This is a genomic window from Rathayibacter sp. AY1F6, assembly GCF_002932035.1.
Taxonomy (GTDB): Bacteria; Actinomycetota; Actinomycetes; order Actinomycetales; family Microbacteriaceae; genus Rathayibacter.
The window spans coordinates 24710-47396 of record NZ_PSVD01000005.1 but is presented as its reverse complement, the minus strand read 5'-3'; the positions used below and the strand labels follow the sequence as shown (position 1 = coordinate 47396).

Below are 22687 nucleotides of genomic sequence, written 5' to 3'. Positions count from 1 at the left end.
GTGACTACCTCCGTCGCCGTGGTCGGCGCGTCCGGCCGACTCGGCTCGTTCACCTGCTCGCTCATCGAGGCGTCGAGCGAGTTCTCGCTCGTCGCGCGGCTCGGCTCGCGGAGCGATCCCGCCGAGATGCTCGCGGCCGACGTCGTCGTCGACATGACCGTGCCGGCCGTCAGCCAGCAGATCGTCGACTTCGCCGTGGCCAACGGGAGGAAGGTGCTCGTCGGCACCTCCGGCTGGACCGGCGACCGGATCGCGGCCCTCCGGCGCAGCGTCGCCGAGCAGCCCGAGGCCGGCGTCGTGATCATCCCCAACTTCTCGCTGGGCTCGGTGCTCGCGACCGCGCTGGCCACCGTGGCCGCGCGCTTCTTCGACGCCGCCGAGATCGTCGAGACCCACGGCGCCCGCAAGGTCGACTCGCCCTCCGGGACCGCGGTCCGCACGGCCGAGCTGCTGCTGCGCGCCCGGGCCGAGCTCGGTCCGGTGCAGGCTCCGCACACCGACCAGCGGGCCCGCGGCCAGCAGGTCGCGAGCGTCCCGGTCCACAGCCTCCGCCTGCCCGGAGTGGAGGCGCGCCAGGAGGTCGTCTTCGGCGGCACCGGCGAGACGGTCACCATCCGGCACGACACCACCTCGCAGGCGTCCTACGAGCAGGGCGTCCTGCGTGCTCTCGACGCGGTCCGGACGACCTCGGGCGTGGTAGTGGGCCTCGACGCGCTGATCGACCTGCGCGCCGCCTTCGACGCCGCGCCTCTCGCCGAGCGGCCGGTCGACGAGCAGCCCGTCGTCGACCGGACTCCGTCCGGCCAGGCCGCCGCAGCGACGAGCACCCCGTGAGGACCCGCGTCGGGGTCGTCCTGATGGCGGTCCTGCTGGCCCTCTATCTGTTCGTCTGCCTGCAGTACTCCGTCGTCGCCTTCGCCGCGGCGACGGTGCCCGGCATCGTGATGGGCGTCGGCCTGCTGATCCTCGGCGCCGTCGGCGTCTGGGGGCTCGTGCGCGAGCTGCTGTTCGGGCTCCGCGCCGAGAAGCTGGCCCGTCGGCTGGAGGGCGAGAACGCGCTGCCGCAGGAGGTCCTCGACTCGCGGGCCAGCGGGCGTCCGCTCCGGGAGGAGGCGGACGCGCTGTTCCCGCAGTACGCGGAGGAGGTCGACGCGCAGCCCGGGAGCTGGCGCGCCTGGTACCGCCTCGGCCTCGCCTACGACGCCAGCGGCGACCGCAAGCGCGCCCGAGGCGCCATCCGCCGGGCCATCGCGCTGGAGCACGAGGCTCCGGCCTGACCGCTCAGGCGGCCGGGATCAGGCGAGCACCCACTCCAGCGCCGCGCCGACCGTGCGGTGGCGGAACTCGAAGCCGTCGTCGAGCAGCCGCTGGGGGACCAGGCGCTGGCTCGAGAGCAGGAGCTCGTGCCCGGCGTCGCGCAGCGCGAGCTCGATGATCTTCTCGGGGACGGCCAGCTTGAACGGGCGGTGCAGCTGCTCGGCGAGGGTGCGCATCACGTCGTTCGCGGTCGCCGGCACCGGTCCGGCGAGGTTCACCGGGCCCGAGAGCGAGGACGTGAGCAGGTGGCGGATCGCCGCGGCCTCGTCGTAGAGGCTGATCCAGGGCCAGGCCTGATTGCCGCTGCCGAGGGGTCCGCTGAGACCGAGCTTCGTCAGGGGCAGGAGCGGCTTGAGCGCGCCGCCGTCGCCGAGGACGAGCCCGGTGCGAGCGGTGACCACCCGCGTGGCCTCGGGCGCGAGGTGGGCGGCCTTCTCCCAGCGGTCGACGACATCGGCGAGGAATCCGTCGCCACGCGAGGACTGCTCGGTGAGCTCCTCGCCCGGGCGGTCTCCGTAGTAGCCGACCGCGGAGGCATTGATCAGCGTCGTCGGCGGGGTCGAGGACATCCGCATCGCGTCGGTGAGGGTCTGCGTGGACTGGATCCGCGAGTCGAGGATCTCCCGCTTGTAGGACGCGGTCCACGGCAGGCGGCTGATCGAGGCGCCGGAGAGGTTGATCACGGCGTCGACGCGGTCGAGCACGCTGAAGTCGAGCATGTGCGAGGTGGGCGCCCAGTGGAACTCGTCCGGGCTCGACGGCGCGTGGCGCACCAGGCGCAGGATCTCGTGCCCCTCGGCGCGCAGCTGGCGGGTCAGCTCGGAGCCGATCATCCCGCTGGCGCCCGAGATCAGGACGCGGAGCCGGGGAGCGGACGCATCCGGCCGGGCCGAGGGCAGCTCGGACGGCGTCGACACGTGCTCGCCCGGCGTGCGCGCGGCGCGCCGCGGCGAGCCGGAGTCCGTGGTCCCGTCGTGGTCGGAGTGCCGTGCGGATGAGTCGCTCATGGTGCCTCCCGGAGCCGGTCGCGGGCCGCCCGCGAAGCGGACCCAGCCTAGAGCCTCACGCCCGGGAGCCGGCCGAGCGCCCGACCAGGCCGGCCCGCGCGAGCACGAGGTAGAGCTCGCAGCCCAGGCAGAGGCCGAACACGGCGTTGAGGAAGGCGGCGAGGAAGGCGACGGCCGCGGCGACCGGAACCGATCCCGGGACGCCGGCGACGTGCAGGAGGACTCCGGCGCCGGTCACCACCAGGCCGATCAGCTGGGCGAAGCGCGGCGGGCGGGCGTCCTCCCACTCGCGCGGCGGTGCCAGGTGCGGCCGGACCACCCGGCGGAACAGCACCGCCCAGGGGCCGGAGCCGACGCCGCGCGCGGCCGACCAGGCGAAGAGGGCGGCGAGCGCGAGCAGCAGGAGGAAGCCGGGCTGGGAGAGCCGGCCGTCGAGGTCGGCCCGGGCCGCGGCCGCGAGCCCGAGGCCCACGGCCGTGAGGAGGAGTGCGGCGGTGACTCCGGCGGCGACCCTCGGGCCGCGGGGATCGACGGTGCCGGACGGGGGAGTGGCGCCGGTGGTGGAGGGGGAGCGGGTGCTCATCATGTCTCCTGGAGTCGGTCGAGCTCGATGGTCAGGGCGGCCCGGGTCGGAGCGCCGCCGACGCGGCTGCGCGGCACTCCGTCTCGATCGAGCAGGAGGAGCGTGGGCGTCTGCCGGACGCGGAAGCGCGCCGCGAGGTCGGGGCGGTGCGTCAGATCGACGTCGAGGTGCGCCAGCCCGGGCCGCTGCTGGGCGAGCTCCCCGAGCATCCGTCGCACTGCAGGGCACCGCGTGCAGACGTCGGTCGAGAACTGCACGACTGTGGCCCGGGTCCCGAGCACTGCGCCGGGGACGAGCTCGCCGGGGTCGATCGCGGGGTCCTGGCGCGAGGGGGCGCTCGCGACGCGCCCGGAGCGGGCCCGATGGACAGCCCCGAGGACGACGCCCAGCACGACGAGGCCGAGCAGTGCGGCGAGGATCGTCACGGGCTCCATCCGGGAAGCGTAGGTCGGCGCGGGCGCTGCGCGGACGACTGTTTCGGGATGTGACGACGGCCGCGGTCGGAGCGTGGTCTAGGTTCGATCCGTGACCGAACAGAGCAGCCTCAGCGCAGACCCGAGCAGTCCCGTCTTCCGCAGTGATGTCGTCGTCGAGCTGGTCCGCGCGAGCGCCCACGACTCCGACGTGCTGTTCGCGGCCCGCGTCTCGACCCAGGGCGAGAAGACGCTCGCCGAGGCGCTCGACAGCGAGGAGTCCGACGCCGAGCTGCAGCGCAAGCGCGACCGCGGCCTGATCAACTACCTCATGCGCGACCGCCACGGCTCGCCGTTCGAGCACAACTCGATGACCTTCTACGTGCAGGCGCCGATCTTCGTCTTCCGCGAGTTCATGCGGCACCGCATCGCCTCCTACAACGAGGAGTCGGGCCGCTACCGCGAGCTCCGTCCGGTCTTCTACGTGCCCGGCCCCCGGCGCAACCTCGTGCAGGTCGGCAAGCCCGGCGCCTACTCCTTCGAGCCGGGCACCGCGGAGCAGGCCGAGCTCGTCGCCGAGGAGACGCGCCGCGTCAGCACGCAGGCCTACGAGTCGTACCGGCGGATGCTCGGCGAGGGCGTCGCCCGCGAGGTCGCCCGGATCGTCCTCCCGCTGAACATCTACTCGTCGATGTACGTCACGCTCAACGCCCGCTCGCTGATGAACTTCCTCTCCCTGCGCACCAAGCGCGAGGACTCGACGTTCCCCTCCTTCCCGCAGCGCGAGATCGAGATGGCGGCCGAGCAGATGGAGACGCACTTCCAGGAGCTGATGCCCCTCACGGCCGCCGCCTTCACAGCGAACGGCCGCGTCGCCCCGTAGCCCGCCGCCCGGCGAGGACGAGCGGGCCGTCCCGCCCGATCGCCTGCTGCCGTCCGCGCGGGCGGCTCCGGGAAGCTCCTCCCGGCGGCGCGGCGGCGACCCGCTACCCTGGCAGCGTGTCAACTCCGGAGAATCCCTTCGGCCAGGTCCTGGTCGCCCTGGTCACCCCGTTCACCGCCGACGGCGAGGTCGACTGGCCCGGTGTCGAGAAGCACATCGACGACTGCATCGCAGCGGGCGCGGACGGCATCGTGGTCACCGGGACCACGGGCGAGACCAGCACCCTGACCGACCCGGAGAAGATCCGCCTCGTCGAGGTCGGCCGCTCGGTCGCCGGGGGCCGCGCGAAGATCATCACGGGAGGCGGCTCGAACGAGACCGCCCACGCCATGCAGCTCGCCCGTCAGAGCGAGAAGGCCGGCGCCGACGGCAACATGATCGTCACCCCGTACTACAACAAGCCCACGCAGGCGGGCGTGCTCACCCACTTCCGGATGATCGCGGATGCGACGGACCTGCCGGTCATCCTCTACGACATCCCCGGCCGCACCGGCGTGCCGATCCGCTACGAGACGATCCTGCGGGCGGCCAAGCACCCGAACATCCTGGCCGTGAAGGACGCGAAGGGCGATCTCTCCGAGGTCAGCCGCGTGCTCAACCAGACCGACCTGATGTACTTCTGCGGCGACGACGCGAACGTGCTCCCCGAGCTCGCCATCGGCGCCGCGGGGCTCATCGGCGTCACCGCCAACATCGCCGCCGCGCCGTACCGCACGATCGTCGACGCCGTGAACGCGGGCGACCTCCACGCGGCCACCCGCGCGCACCAGCAGCTCGAGCCGCTCGTGCGCGCCGTGATGACGCACGTCCCCGGGACCGTCGCCGCGAAGTACATCCTGCACGGCCTCGGCCGCATCTCCTCGCCGCGCGTGCGGCTGCCCCTGGTCGGCCCGGAGGAGTCGGAGGCGGCGCTCATCGAGGACGAGCTCGGCCTGGTCCGCGACATCCCGGGCGTCGACTTCCGCAACTTCCGGCCCGACCGCAACGCCGCGGCCGGCGGCGCCCTCCCGAAGGTCGCCGGCACCACCCGCTGAGCCCGAGCGGCACGTCCCGAGAAAGCACCGCTGGAGAAGGAGGGCGCATGCCCGGTCCCGTGATCATCCCCGCCCCGCTCGCTCCGGGAACGCTCCGGATCATCCCCCTCGGCGGCCTCGGCGAGATCGGCCGCAACATGACCGTCTTCGAGATCGACGGCAGGCTCCTGGTCGTCGACTGCGGCGTGCTCTTCCCGGAGGAGGACCAGCCGGGCGTCGACCTGATCCTCCCGGACTTCACGCCCATCCGGGACAGGCTCGACGACATCGTCGGAGTGGTCCTCACCCACGGCCACGAGGACCACATCGGCGCCGTCCCCTACCTGCTCCGCCTGAAGCGCGACATCCCGCTGATCGGCTCCACCCTCACGCTCGCCCTCGTCGAGGCGAAGCTCAAGGAGCACCGGATCACGCCGTACACGCTCACGGTGAAGGAGGGCGACGTCGAGAACCTCGGGCCCTTCGAGCTCGAGTTCGTCGCCGTGAACCACTCGATCCCGGACGCGCTGGCCGTGTCGATCGTCACCGACGCGGGCTCGGTGCTGCACACCGGCGACTTCAAGATGGACCAGCTGCCGCTCGACGGCCGGATCACCGACCTGCGCGCCTTCGCCCGCCTCGGCGAGGAGGGAGTCGACCTGTTCATGGTCGACTCCACCAACGCCGACGTCCCCGGCTTCACGCCGAGCGAGCGCGACATCGGCCCGGTCATCGAGAGCGTCATGGCCAGGGCGACCCGCCGCGTCATCGTCGCGAGCTTCTCCAGCCACGTGCACCGGGTGCAGCAGGTGCTCGACGCGGCTCACGCCACGGGCCGCCGCGTGGCGCTGCTCGGCCGCTCCATGGTCCGCAACATGCGCATCGCCGCGGATCTCGGCTACCTGCACGTCCCTCCGGGAGTCCTGGTCGACATGAAGAAGTCGGGCGATGTCCCCGAGGACAGGATCGTCTACATGTCCACCGGGTCGCAGGGCGAGCCGATGGCCGTCCTCAGCCGGATGGCCAACCTCGATCACCAGATCGAGCCGGGGGAGGGCGACACCGTGATCCTCGCCTCCAGCCTCATCCCCGGCAACGAGAACGCGGTGTACCGGGTCATCAACGGGCTCACCCGGCTCGGAGCGACCGTCGTGCACAAGGGCAACGCGAAGGTGCACGTGTCCGGGCACGCCGCGGCCGGCGAGCTCCTCTACTGCTACAACATCCTCAAGCCGCTGAACGTGATGCCGGTGCACGGCGAGTACCGGCACCTGGTCGCGAACGCGCAGCTCGCGCGCGAGACCGGGATCGCGGAGGAGAACACGATCATCGCCGAGGACGGCACCGTGATCGACCTGCTCGACGGCAGGGCGACCGTCGTCGGACGGCTCGACCTGGGGTTCGTCTACGTCGACGGATCGTCGGTGGGCGAGATCACGGACGCCGACCTCAAGGACCGGCGGATCCTCGGCGAGGAGGGCTTCATCTCGATCATCGTGGTGGTCGAGGCGGGCACGGGGCGGATCGTCGTCGGCCCCGAGATCCACGCGAAGGGCTTCGCGGAGGACGACAGCGTCTTCGACGAGGTCAAGCCGCGGATCGCGGCCGCGCTCGAGGAGGCGGTGCGGAACGGGGCGAGCGACCAGCACGCGCTGTCGCAGGCCGTCCGTCGCGTCGTCGGCCGCTGGGTCAACACCTCCTACCGCCGCCGGCCCATGATCGTGCCGCTCGTCATCGAGGCCTGAGCCTCCCGGCCGGCGGCGGATCGGCGCCGGCCGTCGCGGCGCGGGTCACCGGCCCTGACGGGGGCGGCGGGTACGGTGGCCTCATGGCGACCAGTACCAAGACGACCTCGCGCGGGCGCGGCAGCGCGACTCCGCGCTCCGGCGCGCCGCGATCCGGCCGGGGCTCGGGCAAGGCGGCCGCCGAGACGAAGACGGTGGCCTTCGAGTCCGCCCCGCGCACCAACCCCGCCGTGCGGCTCTGGATGGCGCTGGCCCACCTCGCGGGCGGCGCCGCGCGCGCCCTCGGTCCCGAGCGGCTGGCGAAGGAGGAGCGCCGCGACGGCGTCCCCTTCCTGCTGCTGCTGCTGGCCGTCGCGGGCGCGGTCGTCGAGTGGTTCCTCGCGACCGACCCGGTCGCCCTGGTGCTCGACGCGTGGAGCTTCGGCGGCTTCTTCGGCCGGGTCGCCTACGTGCTGCCGGTCGTCCTTCTCCTCTTCTCCCTCTGGCTCTTCCGGCACCCCCGGTCCGTCGACGACAACGGGCGGATCGGCGTGGGCGTCATCACGCTGCTCGTCGCCTCCGCCGGCATCTGCCACGCGCACCTCGGCCTGCCGCAGCCCGGCCAGGGAATCGAGACCATGGCGGCAGCGGGAGGCGTCCTCGGCTGGCTGGTGGGCGCCCCGCTCGCGGCGATCGCCACCGTCCCCGGCGCGACCGTGCTGCTGTCGCTCGTGATCCTGCTGTCGCTGTTCATCATCACCAAGACCCCGCCGAACCGCATCGGCGCGCGCTCGCGGGAGCTCTACGGCTACCTCTTCGGCGCCCCCGTGCTCGACGACGAGGAGCGCGCCCGCCTCAAGGCCGAGCGGGCCGCCGCGAAGGCCGCGGCGAAGGCGGAGGCCGAGCAGGAGGAGGACGCGCAGCAGGACGGCGGAGGGCTGCCCTGGTGGCGGCGCACCGAGTCCGGGCGCGAGGACGAGCCGACCGTGCAGACCGAGCTTCCGATCGACTCCTTCACCGAGGTCATCGAGGGCGCCGCGCCGGCCCGCGGCCGCGCGAAGGGCTTCGACACCGCGCTCGAGGAGCGCGACGACGAGGCCCACCCGCCGACCCGCTCCTACGCCACCGAGGTGCTGGCCGAGGCCGAGACCGCCGAGGCGGCGCTCGCCCGCTTCGAGCAGACGGGCGCTCCCCGCGGCGCGACCGGTGTGGTCGACGACGACGCGACCGAGGTCATCCGGCTCGACCGCCTCGACGTGGCGCCCGCCGTCCCGATCCCGCCCGTCATCGAGACCGGCCCGATCGCGCCCCTCGCCGAGGAGGACCCGACCGCCGGTTTCGACTCCTCGTTCGAGGACGACGCGCCGTACCGCCTCCCCTCGGCGGCCGCCCTCTCGACGGGCACGCCCTCCAAGGCGCGCTCGGCGGCCAACGACGAGATGGTCCGCGCCATAACCGAGGTGCTGCAGCAGTTCAACGTGGACGCGACGGTCACCGGCTTCTCCCGCGGCCCGACCGTCACCCGCTACGAGATCGAGCTCGGCCCCGGCGTCAAGGTCGAGCGCGTCACCGCGCTCAGCAAGAACCTCTCCTACGCCGTCGCCAGCAACGAGGTCCGGATCCTCTCCCCGATCCCGGGCAAGAGCGCGATCGGCGTCGAGATCCCCAACACGGACCGCGAGATCGTCTCGCTGGGCGACGTCCTCCGCTCGCCGGCCTCGACGACGTCCACGCACCCGATGACCATCGGCGTCGGCAAGGACGTCGAGGGCGGCTACGTCGTGGCGAACCTCGCCAAGATGCCGCACCTCCTGGTCGCCGGCTCCACCGGCTCCGGCAAGTCCAGCTTCGTCAACTCGATGATCACGAGCCTGCTGATGCGCGCGCGCCCGCAGGACGTGCGGATGGTCCTGATCGACCCCAAGCGCGTGGAGCTCACCATCTACGGCGGAGTGCCGCACCTGATCACTCCGATCATCACGAACCCCAAGAAGGCCGCCGAGGCGCTGCAGTGGGTCGTGAAGGAGATGGACATGCGCTACGACGACCTGGCGTCGTTCGGGTTCCGTCACATCGACGACTTCAACGCGGCCGTCCGCGCGGACGAGATCAAGCTCCCCGCGGGCAGCAGCCGCGTCCTCAAGCCGTACCCGTACCTCCTCGTGGTGGTCGACGAGCTCGCCGACCTGATGATGGTCGCCCCGCGCGACGTCGAGGACTCGATCGTGCGCATCACCCAGCTCGCGCGCGCCTCGGGCATCCACCTCGTGCTGGCCACGCAGCGGCCGAGCGTCGACGTGGTGACCGGCCTCATCAAGGCGAACGTGCCCAGCCGCCTCGCCTTCGCGGTGACCAGCGTGACCGACTCGCGGGTCATCCTCGACCAGCCGGGAGCCGACAAGCTCATCGGGCAGGGCGACGGCCTCTTCCTCCCCATGGGCACCAACAAGCCGATGCGCGTCCAGGGCGCCTGGGTCCGCGAGGACGAGATCGCGAAGGTCGTCGAGCACGTCACCCGTCAGGCGCAGCCCGAGTACCGCCAGGACATCACCGTGCAGGCGCAGCGCAAGGAGATCGACTCCGACATCGGGGACGACCTCGAGCTGCTGATCGCGGCGGCCGAGCTCGTCGTCAGCACGCAGTTCGGCTCGACCTCGATGCTGCAGCGCAAGCTCCGCGTCGGCTTCGCCAAGGCCGGCCGACTGATGGACCTGCTCGAGTCGCGCGAGGTCGTCGGCCCCTCCGAGGGGTCGAAGGCCCGCGACGTGCTGGTCACCGCCGAGCAGCTGCCGGGCGTCCTCGCGCGGATGCGCGGCGAGGACCCGGGCGAGGGGCCGGCCGCGCCGTCCTCGGTCGCCCCGGACCCGTACGCGGATCCGCTGGCCGAGCCGACGGGGCCCGCCGCCACCGACTACCACGACGACGACGAGGGGTCCGGCGAGGACGCCTGGACGCTGACGGGACGCGAGTGACCGTCCCGGTCGCCCGCACTGCGAGGAACGGCGGAGCACGATGACCCACCCCACCGCACCGGCTCCGGCCGCGTCGGGCAACTGGAACCTGCCGAACGCGATCACGGTCGTCCGGATCCTGCTGGCGCCCGTCTTCTTCTGGCTCCTGCTGGCCGACGGGGGGCAGGACGGCGGGATCCGGATCGCCGCGGCGCTCCTCTTCATCGTCGCGATCGCCACGGACGGCATCGACGGGCACATCGCCCGGAGCCGGGGCCTCGTGACCGATCTCGGCAAGCTCCTGGATCCGATCGCCGACAAGGTGCTCACCGGCGCGGCGCTCGTCGGGCTCTCGATCCTCGCGGAGCTGCCGTGGTGGGTGACGATCGTCATCCTGGTGCGCGAGATCGGCATCACCGTGTTCCGGATGGCCGTGCTCTCGGACCGGGTGATCCCCGCGTCGCGGGGCGGCAAGCTCAAGACGATCGTGCAGTCGATCGCGATCTCCCTCGCTCTGCTGCCGCTCTGGGCCGTCCTCGGCGAGTGGGTCCACTGGCTGAACGGGATCACGATGACGGCCGCGGTGGTGCTCACGGTCGCCACCGGGATCGACTACCTCGCCGACGCCGCCCGCCAGAGCCGGGCCGCCCGGTCGACGCGGTGACGGCCGCGCAGCTGATCGCCGAGCTCCGGCGGCGGGGTGTCGACCTCGCCGTCGCGGAGTCGCTCACCGGCGGCGCGCTCAGCTCCGCCCTCGTGGAGGTGCCCGGCGCCTCCGCCGTGTACCGCGGGGGAGTGGTGAGCTATGCCACCGACCTCAAGGACCGGCTCCTCGGGGTCGACGCGCGCGTCCTCGGCGAGCGGGGGCCCGTCGATCCCGGAGTCGCCGTGCAGATGGCGCGCGGAGCGTCCTCGCGGCTCGCAGCCGACGGGCGTCCGACGCTCGGCCTGGCGACGACGGGGGTCGCCGGTCCGGATCCGCAGGGGGATGCGGCCGTCGGCACCGTCTTCGTGGCGGCCGTCCTCGGCGAGGACGAGCTCGTGCGTGAGCACCGGTTCGACGGCGACCGCGCCGCGATCCGCGCCGCCTCGGTCGACGCGGCTCTCGCCCTCGGCGCGGAGCTGATCTCCCGCGGCGCATGAGGCGGATACCCAGCGAGGGCCCTCCGGGAATCGGAATGCGCCGCATTGCGGCCCGGTTACAACTGGTGTCGCTCACACGCAAAGTCCAGTCATCCGGTATTAGAGTCGACACCATACGAACCGGGTAGTGAACAGCTATCCGGTTCTCTCGTCCCAGCCCCCCGATCACCCGCTCCGGAATCTCCGGCGCTCGTGCTCGCGGTGCAGGTGCACGACATGCGGTTGACGTGGAGAAGGAGGGTCCAGTGGTTCTAGTTCGTCAGGAGATCGGCGATGTCCTCAGGGACTTTCGCCTGCAGAAAGGTCGTACGCTCCGTCAGGTGGCGAGCAAGGCGAGCGTTGCGCTCGGCTACCTGAGCGAGGTCGAACGCGGTCAGAAGGAGGCCTCCTCGGAGATCCTCGCCTCTGTCGCCGACGCCCTCGACACCCCCATCTCGGTGATCATGCGCGAGGTCGGCGATCGTCTCGCCGTCATCGAGGGCATCGACACCATCCCCGACACCATCCCGGCCGACATGGTCGCCGGCTTCGACGCGGACCTCGTCACGCAGTAGTCGGCCCCCGTCCCCTCCACTCACCGCACCCGTTCCACGCGAAGGGCGCCCAGGCTCCGGCCGGGCGCCCTTCGGCGTTCCCGGGGGAGTGCGGCCTCCGGGCAGCGGCTACCGTGGACGCATGCGCTTGAGCGAGTTCCGGCAGCTGGTGGACGACGAGTTCGGCGGCGCCTATGCCCGTGTCCTGGTCTCGGACCTCGTGCTGACCGAGCTCGGGGGCCGCACCGCCGAGCGCGCCCTCGCGGACGGAGCGGAGCCGCGCGAGGTCTGGCTCGCCCTCTGCCGCGCCAACGACATCCCGGAGGCCCGGTGGCACGGCGTGGATCCGCGAAAGCGCCACCGCTGACGCTCCCGTCGCCGAAGCCGTGTTCGACACGCCGACGGCTCGTGCTCGAATCCGTGTTCGAACGGGACTAGGCTCCTCCACAGAAGCAGGAACGGCCCCGTCTCCACGGAGTCGCTCTCGCTCGGCCCCGATGTCGGTGGTCGGGCGTACCGTCGGAGACACCTGAACGGACCTGCTTCACCGCCTTGTCGCAGCCGGCCGGCACTGTCACTCCGACAGCCACCGGCATGTCGCGACAGCCTGTAGGCGACACCACCACGAACACGAGAGCGAGACGGCCATGCCCAGTTCCTCCGACCGCGAGAAGTCCCTCGAGACCGCACTCGCCCAGATCGACCGCCAGTTCGGCAAGGGCGCCGTCATGCGCCTCGGCAGCGACGACCGCGCTCCCGTCGAGGTGATCCAGACCGGTTCGATCGCGCTCGACGTCGCGCTCGGGATCGGCGGGCTCCCCCGCGGCCGCATCGTCGAGATCTACGGCCCCGAGTCCTCCGGAAAGACCACCCTCACGCTGCACGCGATCGCGAACGCGCAGCGCAACGGCGGCATCGCCGCCTTCATCGACGCGGAGCACGCGCTCGACCCCGAGTACGCCAAGAAGCTCGGCGTCGACATCGACTCCCTCCTCGTGTCGCAGCCCGACACCGGAGAGCAGGCGCTCGAGATCGCCGACATGCTCGTGCGCTCGGGCTCGATCGACCTCATCGTGATCGACTCCGTCGCGGCCCTCGTGCCGCGTGCCGAGATCGAGGGCGAGATGGGCGACTCCCACGTCGGCCTGCAGGCCCGCCTCATGTCCCAGGCGCTGCGCAAGCTGACCGGCGGACTGAACACCACGAACACCACGATGATCTTCATCAACCAGCTGCGCGAGAAGATCGGCGTCTTCTTCGGAAGCCCCGAGACCACGGCGGGCGGCAAGGCGCTCAAGTTCTACGCGTCGGTCCGCCTCGACATCCGCCGCATCGAGACGCTGAAGGACGGCACCGACGCGGTCGGCAACCGCACGCGCGTCAAGGTCGTGAAGAACAAGATGGCCCCGCCCTTCAAGCAGGCCGAGTTCGACATCCTCTACGGCGTCGGCATCTCCCGCGAGGGCAGCCTGATCGACTTCGGCGTCGAGCACGAGATCGTCCGCAAGTCGGGCGCCTGGTACACCTACGACGGCGACCAGCTCGGCCAGGGCAAGGAGAAGGCGCGCCAGTTCCTCATCGACAACCCCGATGTGGCCGCCGAGATCGAGAAGCGCATCCTGGTCAAGCTCGGCGTGATCGTCGACCCGAACGCGGCCGTCGAGGCCGCGCCGGTCGCGATCGAGACCAAGCAGCCCGTGCGCAAGGGCGCCTAGCCCGTGGCGGAGAAGGCCGCGGAGGGGGCGAAGGGCCGCCCCGTGGCCTTCCTGCCCTGGGTCGACCGGGGTGCGGCGGGCGACGAGGGCTGGGCTCCGGCGGCGCCGGACGCCGACGGGGCCGGGTCGCTTCCGGAGCCGTCCGGAGCCGGGACGCCGCGTACCAGTGCGCCCGGGACGGTCGGAGGAGAGTCGGGAGGCTCGGCCGTCGGCGGCGCCGCGTCTCCGGCCTCCGAGCGGATCGCCGAGCTCTCGGCTCATGTCGCCCGGCGCGCGCCGGCGTTCGTCGAGAACGCGGACGACGAGGACGACGACGACGCGATCGAGATCCCGGAGGAGATCGATCCCGAGCAGGTCGCGGATCGGATCGTACGGGGGCTCTCCCGCAAGAGCCTCTCGGTCGCCGAGGTCGAGGCGCGCCTCTACACGGAGGGCGTCGCCGAGAAGGACGCCCTCGAGATCCTCGAGCGCTTCACGCGCTTCGGCTACCTCGACGACCTCCGCATGGCGGAGCAGCTGGTCGTCTCGCTCCGCGACCGCAAGAAGCTCGGCCGCTCCTCCATCCAGCAGGAGCTGCGCGCGCGGAAGATCGACCCCGAGGCGATCGCGTCAGCGCTCGACGAGCTGGACGGCGACGACGAGTACCGCACGGCGCTCGAGCTCGCGCGCAAGCGCCTGCCGAGCCTGCGCTCGCTCTCCGACGAGGTCGCCGAGCGCCGACTCACGGGATTCCTCGCGCGCCGCGGCTACGCCGGCGGACTCGTGCAGCGCGTCGTCCGCGAGACGATCCGGAAGCCGGGGTCGAGCGTCCGCTTCCGCTGACACGGCGGCCCGGGAGCGGTCCGACCGGAGCGTAGAATCCCACACCATGAGCACGCTCGGTACCGCCCCGTCGCCCGTCGCCGAGACCCGGCCGAGGACCTACGAGGTCCGTACGTTCGGGTGCCAGATGAACGTGCACGACTCCGAGCGGCTGAGCGGTTCGCTCGAGGCGGCGGGCTACGTGTCCGCCGATGGAGCCGAGGCCGACGTCGTCGTGATCAACACCTGCGCGGTGCGCGAGAACGCCGACAACAAGCTCTACGGCAACCTCGGCCACCTCGCGTCGGTGAAGCGCCGCCACGAGGGGATGCAGATCGCGGTCGGCGGCTGTCTCGCGCAGAAGGACAAGAACGTCATCCTCGACCGTGCCCCGTGGGTCGACGTGGTCTTCGGCACGCACAACATGGGCGCCCTCCCCAGCCTGCTCGAGCGCGCCCGCCACAACGACGAGGCGCAGCTCGAGATCCTCGAATCGCTCGATGTCTTCCCCTCCACGCTCCCCACGAAGCGCGACTCGACCTACAGCGGCTGGGTCTCGATCTCGGTCGGCTGCAACAACACCTGCACCTTCTGCATCGTCCCCTCGCTCCGCGGCAAGGAGAAGGACCGGCGCCCCGGCGACGTGCTCGCCGAGATCCAGGCGCTCGTGGACGACGGCGCGATCGAGGTCACCCTTCTCGGCCAGAACGTGAACTCCTACGGCGTCGAGTTCGGCGATCGCCAGGCGTTCTCGAAGCTGCTCCGCGCGGCGGGCACCATCGACGGGCTCGCGCGGATCCGCTTCACGAGCCCCCATCCCGCGGCCTTCACCGACGACGTGATCGACGCCATGGCCGAGACGCCGGCGGTGATGCCGCAGCTGCACATGCCGCTCCAATCCGGCTCCGACCGCGTCCTCAAGGCGATGCGCCGCTCCTACCGCTCCGAGAAGTTCCTCGGGATCCTCGACCGGGTGCGCGATCGCATCCCGCACGCGGCGATCAGCACCGACATCATCGTGGGCTTCCCCGGCGAGACGGAGGCCGACTTCCAGGAGACCCTGCGGGTGGTCGAGGCGGCCCGCTTCGCCTCCGCCTTCACCTTCCAGTACTCCATCCGGCCCGGCACCCCGGCCGCGACGCTGCCCGACCAGATCCCCAAGGCGGTCGTCCAGGAGCGTTACGAGCGGCTCGTCGCCCTGCAGGACGCGATCAGCGAGCAGGAGAACCGCGCAGTCGTCGGCCGAGAGGTCGAGGTCCTCGTCGCGACCGGCGAGGGCCGTCGCGACACGGAGACGCACCGGCTGAGCGGACGCGCCGAGGACAGCCGTCTGGTGCACTTCGACGTGCCCGAGGGCTCCGAGCAGCCGCGTCCCGGAGACGTGGTCTCCGTCCGGGTCACCCGTGCCGCCCCCTTCTACCTCCTGGCGGATTCGCCCGACGGCGCGCCGCTCCGCATCCGCCGCACCCGCGCGGGCGACGCCTGGGACCGGGCGCAGACCGAGTCCTGCGGAGTTCCGGCCGCCCCGGGCGGGAGCGGGGCGCCCCGGGTCTCGCTGGGCCTGCCGTCGCTGCGCGTGCGCGACGCCGGCACGCTGACGACGCCGATCTACGACGCCCTCGATGGCGAGCGCTGAGACCGGAGCCCCCGATACCGCGCCGGAGCTCATCGCGGTCGTCGGCGCGACCGGCACGGGCAAGTCCGACCTCTCGCTCGAGCTCGCCGAGGCGATCCGGCAGGACGGCGGCGCCGCTGAGATCGTGAACGCCGACGCGATGCAGCTCTACCGCGGGATGGACATCGGCACCGCGAAGCTGCCCGCCGACGAGCGTCGGGGCGTCCCGCACCACCTGCTCGACGTCCTCGACGTGACGGAGGAGGCGTCGGTCGCCCGCTACCAGAGCGAGGCGCGGCGCGTGATCGAGAGCGTGCTGGCGCGCGGGGCGACGCCGATCCTCGTCGGGGGCTCCGGTCTGTACGTCTCCAGCGTCGTCTTCGAGTTCTCGTTCGCGGGCACCGACCCGGCCGTCCGGCGCCGGCTCGAGGAGACCGCCGAGCGGGAGGGCCTGGGCGCCCTCGTCGAGCGGTTGCGCCGGATCGACGCCGGAGTGGCCGAGCGGATCGGTCCGCACAACGCCCGGCGCATCGTCCGCGCGCTCGAGATCGCGGAGCTCACCGGCGGGAGCACGCACAGCGCGCTGATGTCCGACGAGCCGGTTCGGTGGCGCCCCGCCTCGATCCTGTTCCTCGAGGCTCCGCGGGAGGAGCTGGTGCAGCGCCTCGACCGGCGGGTGGAGCGGATGTGGGCGACCGGGATGCTCGACGAGGTCGAGCGGCTCGTCCCCTTCGGCCTGGAGCGCGGCGTCACAGCCGGGCGGGCCATCGGGTACGCCCAGGCGCTCGCCCAGCGTGCCGGCGTCCTCCGCGAGGAGGAGGCGATCGCGGCGACGCAGGCGCTCACGCGCCGCTACGCACGTCGGCAGAACAGCTGGTTCCGGCGCTACGCCGGCGCCCACCGGCTCCCGTACGACGCGCCGGACCTGGTGTCGCGGGCGCACGCCGCCGCCCAGGCCGCCGCTCCCGCTCCTCGCTAGGCTGTGCGCCATGACGATCGAGCTGCACTTCACCAAGGGCCAGGGCACCGGCAACGACTTCGTGCTCTTCAGCGACCCGGACGGTGAGGTCGACCTCTCGCCCGCGCAGATCGCGATGATCTGCGACCGCCACTTCGGCGTCGGCGCCGACGGCGTCATCCGTGCCGTCCGCTCCCGCGCGATCCTGGAGGGCGCCGCGGCTCTGGCCGAGGAGAGCGAGGCGGAGTGGTTCATGGACTACCGCAACGCCGACGGCTCGATCGCCGAGATGTGCGGCAACGGCATCCGCGTCTACGCCGCGTTCCTGCTCGCGGGCGGCCTCGCGGCGCTCGAGCCCGGCGACACCCTGCCGATCGGCACCCGCGCCGGCGTCCGCGACGTCACCCGCAGCGGTGCCGGGTTCCAGGTCGACCTCGGCCGCTGGGAGCTGGCGGGCGGCGAGCCCCTGGTGCGGGCGAAGGAGCTCAAGGTCGCGCGCCCCGGTCTCGGGATCGACCTCGGCAATCCGCACGTGGTCGTCGCCCTCAGCAACGACGAGGAGCTCGACTCCGCCGACCTCTCCTACATCCCGCAGCTCGACCCGGAGCTCGAGGACGGCGCGAACGTCGAGTTCGTGGTTCCCGGCGAGCCCCTGGTCCACGACGGGATCGGGCGGATCCGGATGCGCGTGCACGAGCGCGGCAGCGGCGAGACCCTGAGTTGCGGCACGGGTGCCGCGGCGGCGGCACTGGCGGTGCGCTACTGGGCGGGAGCGCGCGCTCCGCAGGCCTGGCGCGTGGAGGTCCCGGGCGGCACGCTCGGCGTGACGATGTTCGCGGCGGAGGAGGGCGAGCACGTCGGGCTCTCCGGCCCGGCCGACCTCGTCTTCACCGGGACGATCCGGATCGACTGAGGACCCGGTCAGGCCAGGCGGGTCGTCCGCAGCACGCGGAAGCCCTTCGCCGAGGAGACGCGCTCCACGTCGAGCCGCCCGGCGAACGCGGCGCCCAGCCAGGTCTGGAGCGAGTCGGAGCCGAGGTTGCGCTGCACGACGAGCCAGGCGTCCGCGCCCTCCTCGAGCCGCGGCAGCCAGCGTTCGAGCAGGAGGTGCAGCTCCTCCTTGCCGATGCGGATCGGCGGGTTCGACCACACGGTGCGGAAGCGGACGTCGTCGGGAACATCCTCGGGCAGCACGGCGTTGACATTGAGGACGCCGAGTTCCTCGCAGTTGCGACGGACCAGCTCGAGCGCCCGCTGGTTGACGTCGACCGCCCACACCCGGGCGTCGGGGGAGGCGAGGGCGAGCGCGAGGGCGATCGGGCCCCAGCCGCAGCCGAGGTCCAGCAGGTCCCCGTCAGCGGGGGCGTCGGGCACCGCGTCCAGCAGGACGCGTGTGCCGAGATCGACGTGACCGGGGCTGAACACCCCTCCTGCCGTCGTGACCTCGAGGTCGCGGCCGGCCAGGCGGGCCTGGATCCTGCGGGGCCGGAGGTCGCCGTCGGGAGTACTCGAGAAGTAGTGCTCGGCGGCCATGAGAAGTGAACCTATCAAGACCTGAGGAGTTAGTGTTATCCGGATGACGGAAGACCTGAACGAGACCGACACGACCGAGGCCGTGGACGTCGTCTCGAGGGTCCTGGCGAACGCGCAGTCGCGTTCGGCGGGGTACTCGCGCTTCGTCGCGGGTGGAGCCCAGGCGCTGCAGAGCGCCGGCCACGAGGGCGAGAACAGCGACGGCGAGCAGTTCGACCGCGACGACCGGCAGGCGCTGCGACGCGTCGCCGGCCTCTCGACCGAGCTCGAGGACGTCACGGAGGTCGAGTACCGCCAGCTGCGCCTGGAGAACGTCGTGCTCATCGGCGTGTACTCGCAGAATTCGCTGGAGGACGCGGAGAACTCGTTGCACGAGCTCGCCGCGCTCGCGGAGACGGCGGGAGCGACGGTCCTCGACGGCCTGCTCCAGCGCCGCCCGCACCCCGATCCGAGCACCTACCTCGGCAAGGGCAAGGCCCAGGAGCTCGCGGGGCTCGTCGCGGCCCTCGGCGCGGACACGGTCGTCGCCGACACCGAGCTCGCACCGAGCCAGCGGCGTGCGCTGGAGGACGTGGTGAAGGTCAAGGTGATCGACCGCACCGCGGTGATCCTCGACATCTTCAGCCAGCACGCGAAGAGCCGTGAGGGCAAGGCGCAGGTCGAGCTCGCGCAGCTCGAGTACCTGCTCCCGCGACTGCGCGGCTGGGGCGAGTCCATGTCCCGCCAGGCCGGCGGCCAGGTGGGCGCGGGAGCCGGAATGGGCTCGCGCGGTCCGGGTGAGACGAAGATCGAGCTCGATCGTCGCCGCATCCACACCCGCATGGCGCGCCTGCGCAAGCAGATCACGGCGATGAAGCCCGCCCGCGAGGCCAAGCGCGCGAACCGCAAGCGCAACGCCGTCCCCTCGGTGGCGATCGCGGGGTACACGAACGCCGGCAAGTCGAGCCTGCTGAACCGGATGACGCACGCGGGCGTCCTCGTCGAGAACTCGCTCTTCGCGACTCTCGACGCCACCGTCCGCAAGGCCCAGACGAAGGACGGGCGCCTCTACACGCTCGCCGACACGGTCGGCTTCGTGCGAGCGCTTCCGCACCAGCTCGTCGAGGCCTTCCGGTCGACGCTCGAGGAGGTCGCGGACTCCGATGTGATCGTCCACGTCGTGGACGCCTCCCACCCCGATCCGGCCGGGCAGATCGCCACCGTGCGCGACGTGATCGGCGAGGTGGGCGCCCGCAGCATCCCCGAGATCATCGCCTTCAACAAGGCCGATCTGGTGGACGAGGGCACGCGGCTGGTGCTGCGCGGTCTCGCTCCCGACGCGGTCTTCGTGTCGGCACGCAGCGGCGAGGGCATCGACGAGCTGGAGGCGCGGATCGCCGAGATCCTGCCCGAGCCGGACGTCGAGATCGACCTGCTCGTGCCGTACGACCGGGGCGACGTGATCTCGCATCTGCACCGCAGCGGCCGGATCCTGTCGACGCAGTACGTCGAGGGCGGCACCCACGTGGTCGCCCTCGTGCACGCCGATCTGGCGGGCTCGCTCACCGAGTTCGCGGTTCCGCGCGCGGCCGTCCAGGCCTGATCGCCACTACCCGAGCGCCCGTCTCCCCGTCAGGGAGGCGGGCGCTCGGCGCATCCGGGAGGGGGTGCGGCGACCCGCACCATCGACCCGCTCCGGCGGCCGGAGGGTTCGGCGATCTCGTGTCGGCGGCCCTCCTCCGCCTTCCCGTGACCGCGACGGAGGGGCGCGCGCCCCGATCGCCGGTGCCCGTCGAACGCAGGAGGGGGCCCGGCCGGCTGCACGCCGGTCGGGCCCCTCCTGCGTTCCCGGTGTCAGACCGAGCGGAGGACCGCCACGATCTTCCCGAGCACCTCGGCCTCGTCGCCGAGGATCGGCTCGAAGTTGGAGTTGCGGGGCAGCAGCCAGGTGTGGCCGTCGCGCTGGCGCAGCACCTTGACGGTGGCCTCGCCGTCGAGCATGGCCGCTACGATCTCGCCGTTCTCGGCGGTGCGCTGCGAGCGGACCACGACCCAGTCGCCGTCGCAGATCGCGGCGTCGATCATCGACTCGCCGACGACCTTGAGCATGAAGAGCTCGCCCTTGCCGACGAGCTGCCGGGGAAGCGGGAACACCTCGTCGATCTGCTGGTCGGCCATGATCGGCACGCCCGCCGCGATGCGGCCGACGAGAGGGACCATCGCCGCGTCGCCGACCGTCGCGGTCGACTCGAACGACCCGTCGTCCTCCGTCGAGCTGGGGACGTCGATGAGGATCTCGAGGGCGCGGGGCCGGTTCGGGTCGCGGCGCAGATAGCCGCTGAGCTCGAGCTGGTTGAGCTGGTGGGTGACGCTCGACAGCGAGGCGAGGCCGACCGCGTCGCCGATCTCGCGCATGCTCGGCGGGTAGCCGCGGCTCGACACCGAGCGCTGGATCGCGTCGAGGATCGCGAGCTGCTTGGCGCTCAGGCTCTTCCGGCGCCGGCCCGCGGCCGCCTTCGTCTTGGCGGCCGGGGTCCCGGCCCTCTGCGCGTCGCTCACGATGCTCCCTCTTCCCGGTGCGCACGCCGCGTGCGCGCCCGCCCGGTCGCGACCCGACAAGGAATGTCGGTGGTCGCTGCTGTACTACGACCAGGCTCTCGAAACTGTATCCGCCGGAACTCCCGACTCGGAACATTCGTTCGAGTGTGTCGCGCGCGAGTACGCCCGCGGATCAGCCGGACGGTCCCTTGACCGCTCCGTCGTTCGAAGATATGTTCGGTACAGGCGTTCGGGGCGGCCCTCCCGGCCGAGGGCCTCTCCGAATCCCTATTGAAAGGAGCGATCCCATGACCGCACAGCTCACCTCCCGCCCGCTGCAGCGCTCGTCCGCGGCCCGGCCCGTCGAGGTCCTGCCGTCCGCTCCCGAGCCGATGAACGCGTTCGGCGAGGCGCGGATCGTCCGCACCCGTCTCCGCCTCACGCGCCGCGGCCGCGCCGTGGTGGCCGCTCTGGGAGCCCTGCCGATCGTCGCGGGTGCCTTCGCCTTCGGGCTCAACGGCGGTGGAGCGGTCGCGTCGAGCGACGCCGCTGTGGTCGAGTTCCAGTACGTCACCGTCCACGCGGGCGAGTCGCTCTGGTCGCTCGCCGAGGAGCTCGCCCCGCAGGCGGACCCGCGCGACGTGGTCGACGACATCCTCTCCCTCAACCAGCTCTCGAGCGCGGGCGTCGAGCCCGGGCAGCGCCTCGCCGTCCCGGCCGAGTACGACACCGCTCGCTGAGCCGGGCTGCCCGGTCGTCCGCGTCGGGCGCTTCGCTACCATTCCCTGGTGACGACTCTCGACGACCTGCCCCTCCGCGACGACCTCCGAGGCAAGCACCCGTACGGCGCACCCCAGGCGGTCGTGCCCGTCGCCCTCAACGTCAACGAGAACACCCACCCGGTCCCGGACGACGTGATCGCCGACATCGTCGGGCGGGTCTCGGAGGCGTTGCGCACCGTCAACCGGTACCCCGACCGCGAGTTCCGAGAGCTGCGCGACTCCCTCGCCGGCTACCTCGGTCACGGGCTCACCGCGGACGGCGTGTGGGCTGCGAACGGATCGAACGAGGTGCTCCAGCACGTCCTTCAAGCGTTCGGCGGTCCGGGGCGCTCGCTGCTGGGGTTCGCGCCCACCTATTCGATGTACTCGATCCTCGCGTCGGGGAGCGGAACGGAGTGGATCCCCGCTCCGCGCGAGGCGGAGTTCGAGATCGGAGCCGAGTACGCCGCCGAGCAGGTGCGCCGGGCCCGGCCCGACATCGTCTTCCTCTGCGCTCCGAACAATCCGACCGGGACGCCGCTCGACCTCGCCGTGATCGAGGCGGTCTGCGACGCGACCGACGGCATCGTCGTCGTCGACGAGGCGTACGCCGAGTTCGCGGGCAGGGGCGCGCCCACCGCGCTGAGCCTCCTCCCCGGGCGACCGCACCTGCTCGTGTCCCGCACCATGAGCAAGGCCTTCGCCTTCGCCGGTGTCCGCCTGGGCTACCTCGCCGCCGACCCCGCGGTGATCGACGCACTCCGCCTCGTCCGCCTCCCGTACCACCTGTCGGCCCTCACCCAGGCCGCCGCGACCGCCGCCCTCGCTCACGCCGACGAGATGCTCGCCATGGTCGGCGAGATCATCGTGCAGCGCGACCGGATGATCGACGGCCTGCGCGCCCTCGGCTACCGCCCGTACGCGACCGGCAGCAACTTCGTCCTCTTCGGCGGTGTCGCGGATCCGGCCGCCGTGTTCGAGGGCCTGCTCGCCCGCGGCGTCCTCATCCGCGACGTCGGCATCCCGAACCACCTCCGTGTCAGCGCCGGCACCGAGGAGGAGACGACCGCGTTCCTCGAGGCGCTCGCCTCCCTCCCCGCACCGTCGGCCGACCCCGCGGTGGCGCTCTCGCGCGAGTGAGCTCCGCCCGGGGGCGGCGA

The 22687-nt window shown here is 72.1% G+C and carries 23 protein-coding genes; 18 read left to right on the top strand and 5 right to left on the bottom strand.

Annotation, left to right across the window (positions count from 1 at the left end; translation table 11 throughout):
• Together dapB and C5C44_RS06450 are read left to right on the top strand one after the other, a co-directional pair.
• Positions 1-834, top strand: coding sequence for a 4-hydroxy-tetrahydrodipicolinate reductase (gene dapB / locus C5C44_RS06455; RefSeq protein ID WP_104335549.1), 834 nt, complete (start codon positions 1-3; stop codon positions 832-834).
• The gene (locus tag C5C44_RS06450) at positions 831-1277 is read left to right on the top strand and encodes a tetratricopeptide repeat protein (RefSeq protein WP_104233263.1); all 447 of its coding nucleotides are present in this window, start codon (positions 831-833) and stop codon (positions 1275-1277) included. The genes dapB and C5C44_RS06450 overlap by 4 nt, the downstream gene beginning before the upstream one ends.
• 18 nt (positions 1278-1295) lie before the next feature.
• On the opposite strand, the gene C5C44_RS06445 is transcribed toward C5C44_RS06450, so the two are convergent.
• The 3 genes from C5C44_RS06445 to C5C44_RS06435 are packed head-to-tail and all read right to left on the bottom strand — an operon-like array spanning position 1296 to position 3341.
• The gene (locus tag C5C44_RS06445) at positions 1296-2324 is read right to left on the bottom strand and encodes a TIGR01777 family oxidoreductase (protein ID WP_104238626.1); all 1029 of its coding nucleotides are present in this window, start codon (positions 2322-2324) and stop codon (positions 1296-1298) included.
• A 55-nt stretch (positions 2325-2379) separates the two neighbouring features.
• Complete coding sequence (locus tag C5C44_RS06440) at positions 2380-2907, bottom strand: DUF4395 domain-containing protein (RefSeq protein ID WP_104233265.1); 528 nt, start codon at positions 2905-2907, stop codon at positions 2380-2382.
• Complete coding sequence (locus tag C5C44_RS06435; protein WP_104233266.1) at positions 2907-3341, bottom strand: thioredoxin family protein; 435 nt, start codon at positions 3339-3341, stop codon at positions 2907-2909. The genes C5C44_RS06440 and C5C44_RS06435 overlap by 1 nt, the downstream gene beginning before the upstream one ends.
• A 91-nt stretch (positions 3342-3432) precedes the next feature.
• Between C5C44_RS06435 and thyX the strand changes: the two genes are divergently transcribed.
• The 13 genes from thyX to dapF all read left to right on the top strand — a co-directional run bounded on the left by thyX (position 3433) and on the right by dapF (position 17629).
• Positions 3433-4203: an FAD-dependent thymidylate synthase gene (gene thyX, locus C5C44_RS06430; RefSeq protein ID WP_104335548.1), complete on the top strand. Its 771-nt coding sequence runs from the start codon at positions 3433-3435 to the stop codon at positions 4201-4203.
• A gap of 116 nt (positions 4204-4319) precedes the next feature.
• Complete coding sequence (gene dapA, locus C5C44_RS06425; protein WP_104319205.1) at positions 4320-5297, top strand: 4-hydroxy-tetrahydrodipicolinate synthase; 978 nt, start codon at positions 4320-4322, stop codon at positions 5295-5297.
• A gap of 47 nt (positions 5298-5344) precedes the next feature.
• A complete protein-coding gene (locus tag C5C44_RS06420; protein ID WP_104224470.1) occupies positions 5345-7021 on the top strand; it encodes a ribonuclease J in 1677 nt (558 codons plus the stop codon).
• Between the two features lie 83 nt (positions 7022-7104).
• Positions 7105-9972: a DNA translocase FtsK gene (locus tag C5C44_RS06415; protein WP_104335547.1), complete on the top strand. Its 2868-nt coding sequence runs from the start codon at positions 7105-7107 to the stop codon at positions 9970-9972.
• A 40-nt stretch (positions 9973-10012) separates the two neighbouring features.
• Positions 10013-10615 carry a CDP-diacylglycerol--glycerol-3-phosphate 3-phosphatidyltransferase gene (pgsA, locus tag C5C44_RS06410; RefSeq protein ID WP_104226303.1) on the top strand — a complete coding sequence of 201 codons (603 nt, stop codon included), beginning with the start codon at positions 10013-10015 and terminating at the stop codon, positions 10613-10615.
• A complete protein-coding gene (locus C5C44_RS06405) occupies positions 10612-11094 on the top strand; it encodes a CinA family protein (RefSeq protein ID WP_104224473.1) in 483 nt (160 codons plus the stop codon). The genes pgsA and C5C44_RS06405 overlap by 4 nt, the downstream gene beginning before the upstream one ends.
• Before the next feature lie 245 nt (positions 11095-11339).
• The gene (locus C5C44_RS06400) at positions 11340-11648 is read left to right on the top strand and encodes a helix-turn-helix domain-containing protein (protein ID WP_068207524.1); all 309 of its coding nucleotides are present in this window, start codon (positions 11340-11342) and stop codon (positions 11646-11648) included.
• A 121-nt stretch (positions 11649-11769) separates the two neighbouring features.
• Positions 11770-11994: a DUF3046 domain-containing protein gene (locus C5C44_RS06395; RefSeq protein ID WP_104267091.1), complete on the top strand. Its 225-nt coding sequence runs from the start codon at positions 11770-11772 to the stop codon at positions 11992-11994.
• A 280-nt stretch (positions 11995-12274) separates the two neighbouring features.
• Positions 12275-13342 (top strand): recombinase RecA, encoded by a 1068-nt coding sequence (gene recA / locus C5C44_RS06390; RefSeq protein ID WP_104224475.1) that lies wholly within the window; start codon positions 12275-12277, stop codon positions 13340-13342.
• A 42-nt stretch (positions 13343-13384) separates the two neighbouring features.
• On the top strand, positions 13385-14164 hold the full coding sequence (locus tag C5C44_RS06385; RefSeq protein WP_181132746.1) for a regulatory protein RecX: 780 nt from the start codon (positions 13385-13387) through the stop codon (positions 14162-14164).
• A gap of 46 nt (positions 14165-14210) precedes the next feature.
• A complete protein-coding gene (gene miaB, locus C5C44_RS06380) occupies positions 14211-15779 on the top strand; it encodes a tRNA (N6-isopentenyl adenosine(37)-C2)-methylthiotransferase MiaB (RefSeq protein WP_104335545.1) in 1569 nt (522 codons plus the stop codon).
• Positions 15766-16737 carry a tRNA (adenosine(37)-N6)-dimethylallyltransferase MiaA gene (gene miaA / locus C5C44_RS06375; protein WP_104262716.1) on the top strand — a complete coding sequence of 324 codons (972 nt, stop codon included), beginning with the start codon at positions 15766-15768 and terminating at the stop codon, positions 16735-16737. The genes miaB and miaA overlap by 14 nt, the downstream gene beginning before the upstream one ends.
• Before the next feature lie 10 nt (positions 16738-16747).
• Positions 16748-17629, top strand: a complete 882-nt coding sequence (dapF, locus tag C5C44_RS06370; protein WP_104335544.1) for a diaminopimelate epimerase — start codon at positions 16748-16750, stop codon at positions 17627-17629.
• Between the two features lie 8 nt (positions 17630-17637).
• Here dapF and C5C44_RS06365 read toward each other — a convergent pair whose 3' ends face one another.
• Entirely contained in the window at positions 17638-18249 is a 612-nt protein-coding gene (locus C5C44_RS06365) for a class I SAM-dependent methyltransferase (protein ID WP_104224480.1), read from the bottom strand.
• A 43-nt stretch (positions 18250-18292) separates the two neighbouring features.
• Here C5C44_RS06365 and hflX point away from each other — a divergent pair, with 43 nt between their 5' ends.
• Positions 18293-19831: a GTPase HflX gene (gene hflX, locus C5C44_RS06360; RefSeq protein WP_104224481.1), complete on the top strand. Its 1539-nt coding sequence runs from the start codon at positions 18293-18295 to the stop codon at positions 19829-19831.
• A 251-nt stretch (positions 19832-20082) separates the two neighbouring features.
• Here the strand turns inward: hflX and lexA are convergent, their stop codons facing one another.
• The gene (gene lexA, locus C5C44_RS06355; protein ID WP_104224482.1) at positions 20083-20787 is read right to left on the bottom strand and encodes a transcriptional repressor LexA; all 705 of its coding nucleotides are present in this window, start codon (positions 20785-20787) and stop codon (positions 20083-20085) included.
• A gap of 287 nt (positions 20788-21074) precedes the next feature.
• Between lexA and C5C44_RS06350 the strand changes: the two genes are divergently transcribed.
• Positions 21075-21506: a LysM peptidoglycan-binding domain-containing protein gene (locus C5C44_RS06350; RefSeq protein ID WP_308471038.1), complete on the top strand. Its 432-nt coding sequence runs from the start codon at positions 21075-21077 to the stop codon at positions 21504-21506.
• Positions 21507-21551: 45 nt separating this feature from the next.
• Positions 21552-22667, top strand: coding sequence for a histidinol-phosphate transaminase (locus C5C44_RS06345; RefSeq protein ID WP_104335543.1), 1116 nt, complete (start codon positions 21552-21554; stop codon positions 22665-22667).
• The last annotated feature ends 20 nt before the right edge of the window (positions 22668-22687 follow it).

Bases quoted from the DNA above. Each gene is read 5' to 3' on its own strand.
- C5C44_RS06395 (WP_104267091.1), top strand. From the start codon at position 11,770: ATGCGCTTGAGCGAGTTCCGGCAGCTGGTGGACGACGAGTTCGGCGGC.
- C5C44_RS06435 (WP_104233266.1), bottom strand. From the start codon at position 3,341: ATGGAGCCCGTGACGATCCTCGCCGCACTGCTCGGCCTCGTCGTGCTG.
- miaA (WP_104262716.1), top strand. From the start codon at position 15,766: ATGGCGAGCGCTGAGACCGGAGCCCCCGATACCGCGCCGGAGCTCATC.
- C5C44_RS06350 (WP_308471038.1), top strand. From the start codon at position 21,075: ATGACCGCACAGCTCACCTCCCGCCCGCTGCAGCGCTCGTCCGCGGCC.
- pgsA (WP_104226303.1), top strand. From the start codon at position 10,013: ATGACCCACCCCACCGCACCGGCTCCGGCCGCGTCGGGCAACTGGAAC.
- recA (WP_104224475.1), top strand. From the start codon at position 12,275: ATGCCCAGTTCCTCCGACCGCGAGAAGTCCCTCGAGACCGCACTCGCC.
- C5C44_RS06420 (WP_104224470.1), top strand. From the start codon at position 5,345: ATGCCCGGTCCCGTGATCATCCCCGCCCCGCTCGCTCCGGGAACGCTC.
- hflX (WP_104224481.1), top strand. From the start codon at position 18,293: ATGACGGAAGACCTGAACGAGACCGACACGACCGAGGCCGTGGACGTC.
- C5C44_RS06415 (WP_104335547.1), top strand. From the start codon at position 7,105: ATGGCGACCAGTACCAAGACGACCTCGCGCGGGCGCGGCAGCGCGACT.
- dapF (WP_104335544.1), top strand. From the start codon at position 16,748: ATGACGATCGAGCTGCACTTCACCAAGGGCCAGGGCACCGGCAACGAC.
- C5C44_RS06440 (WP_104233265.1), bottom strand. From the start codon at position 2,907: ATGAGCACCCGCTCCCCCTCCACCACCGGCGCCACTCCCCCGTCCGGC.
- miaB (WP_104335545.1), top strand. From the start codon at position 14,211: ATGAGCACGCTCGGTACCGCCCCGTCGCCCGTCGCCGAGACCCGGCCG.
- C5C44_RS06445 (WP_104238626.1), bottom strand. From the start codon at position 2,324: ATGAGCGACTCATCCGCACGGCACTCCGACCACGACGGGACCACGGAC.
- C5C44_RS06365 (WP_104224480.1), bottom strand. From the start codon at position 18,249: ATGGCCGCCGAGCACTACTTCTCGAGTACTCCCGACGGCGACCTCCGG.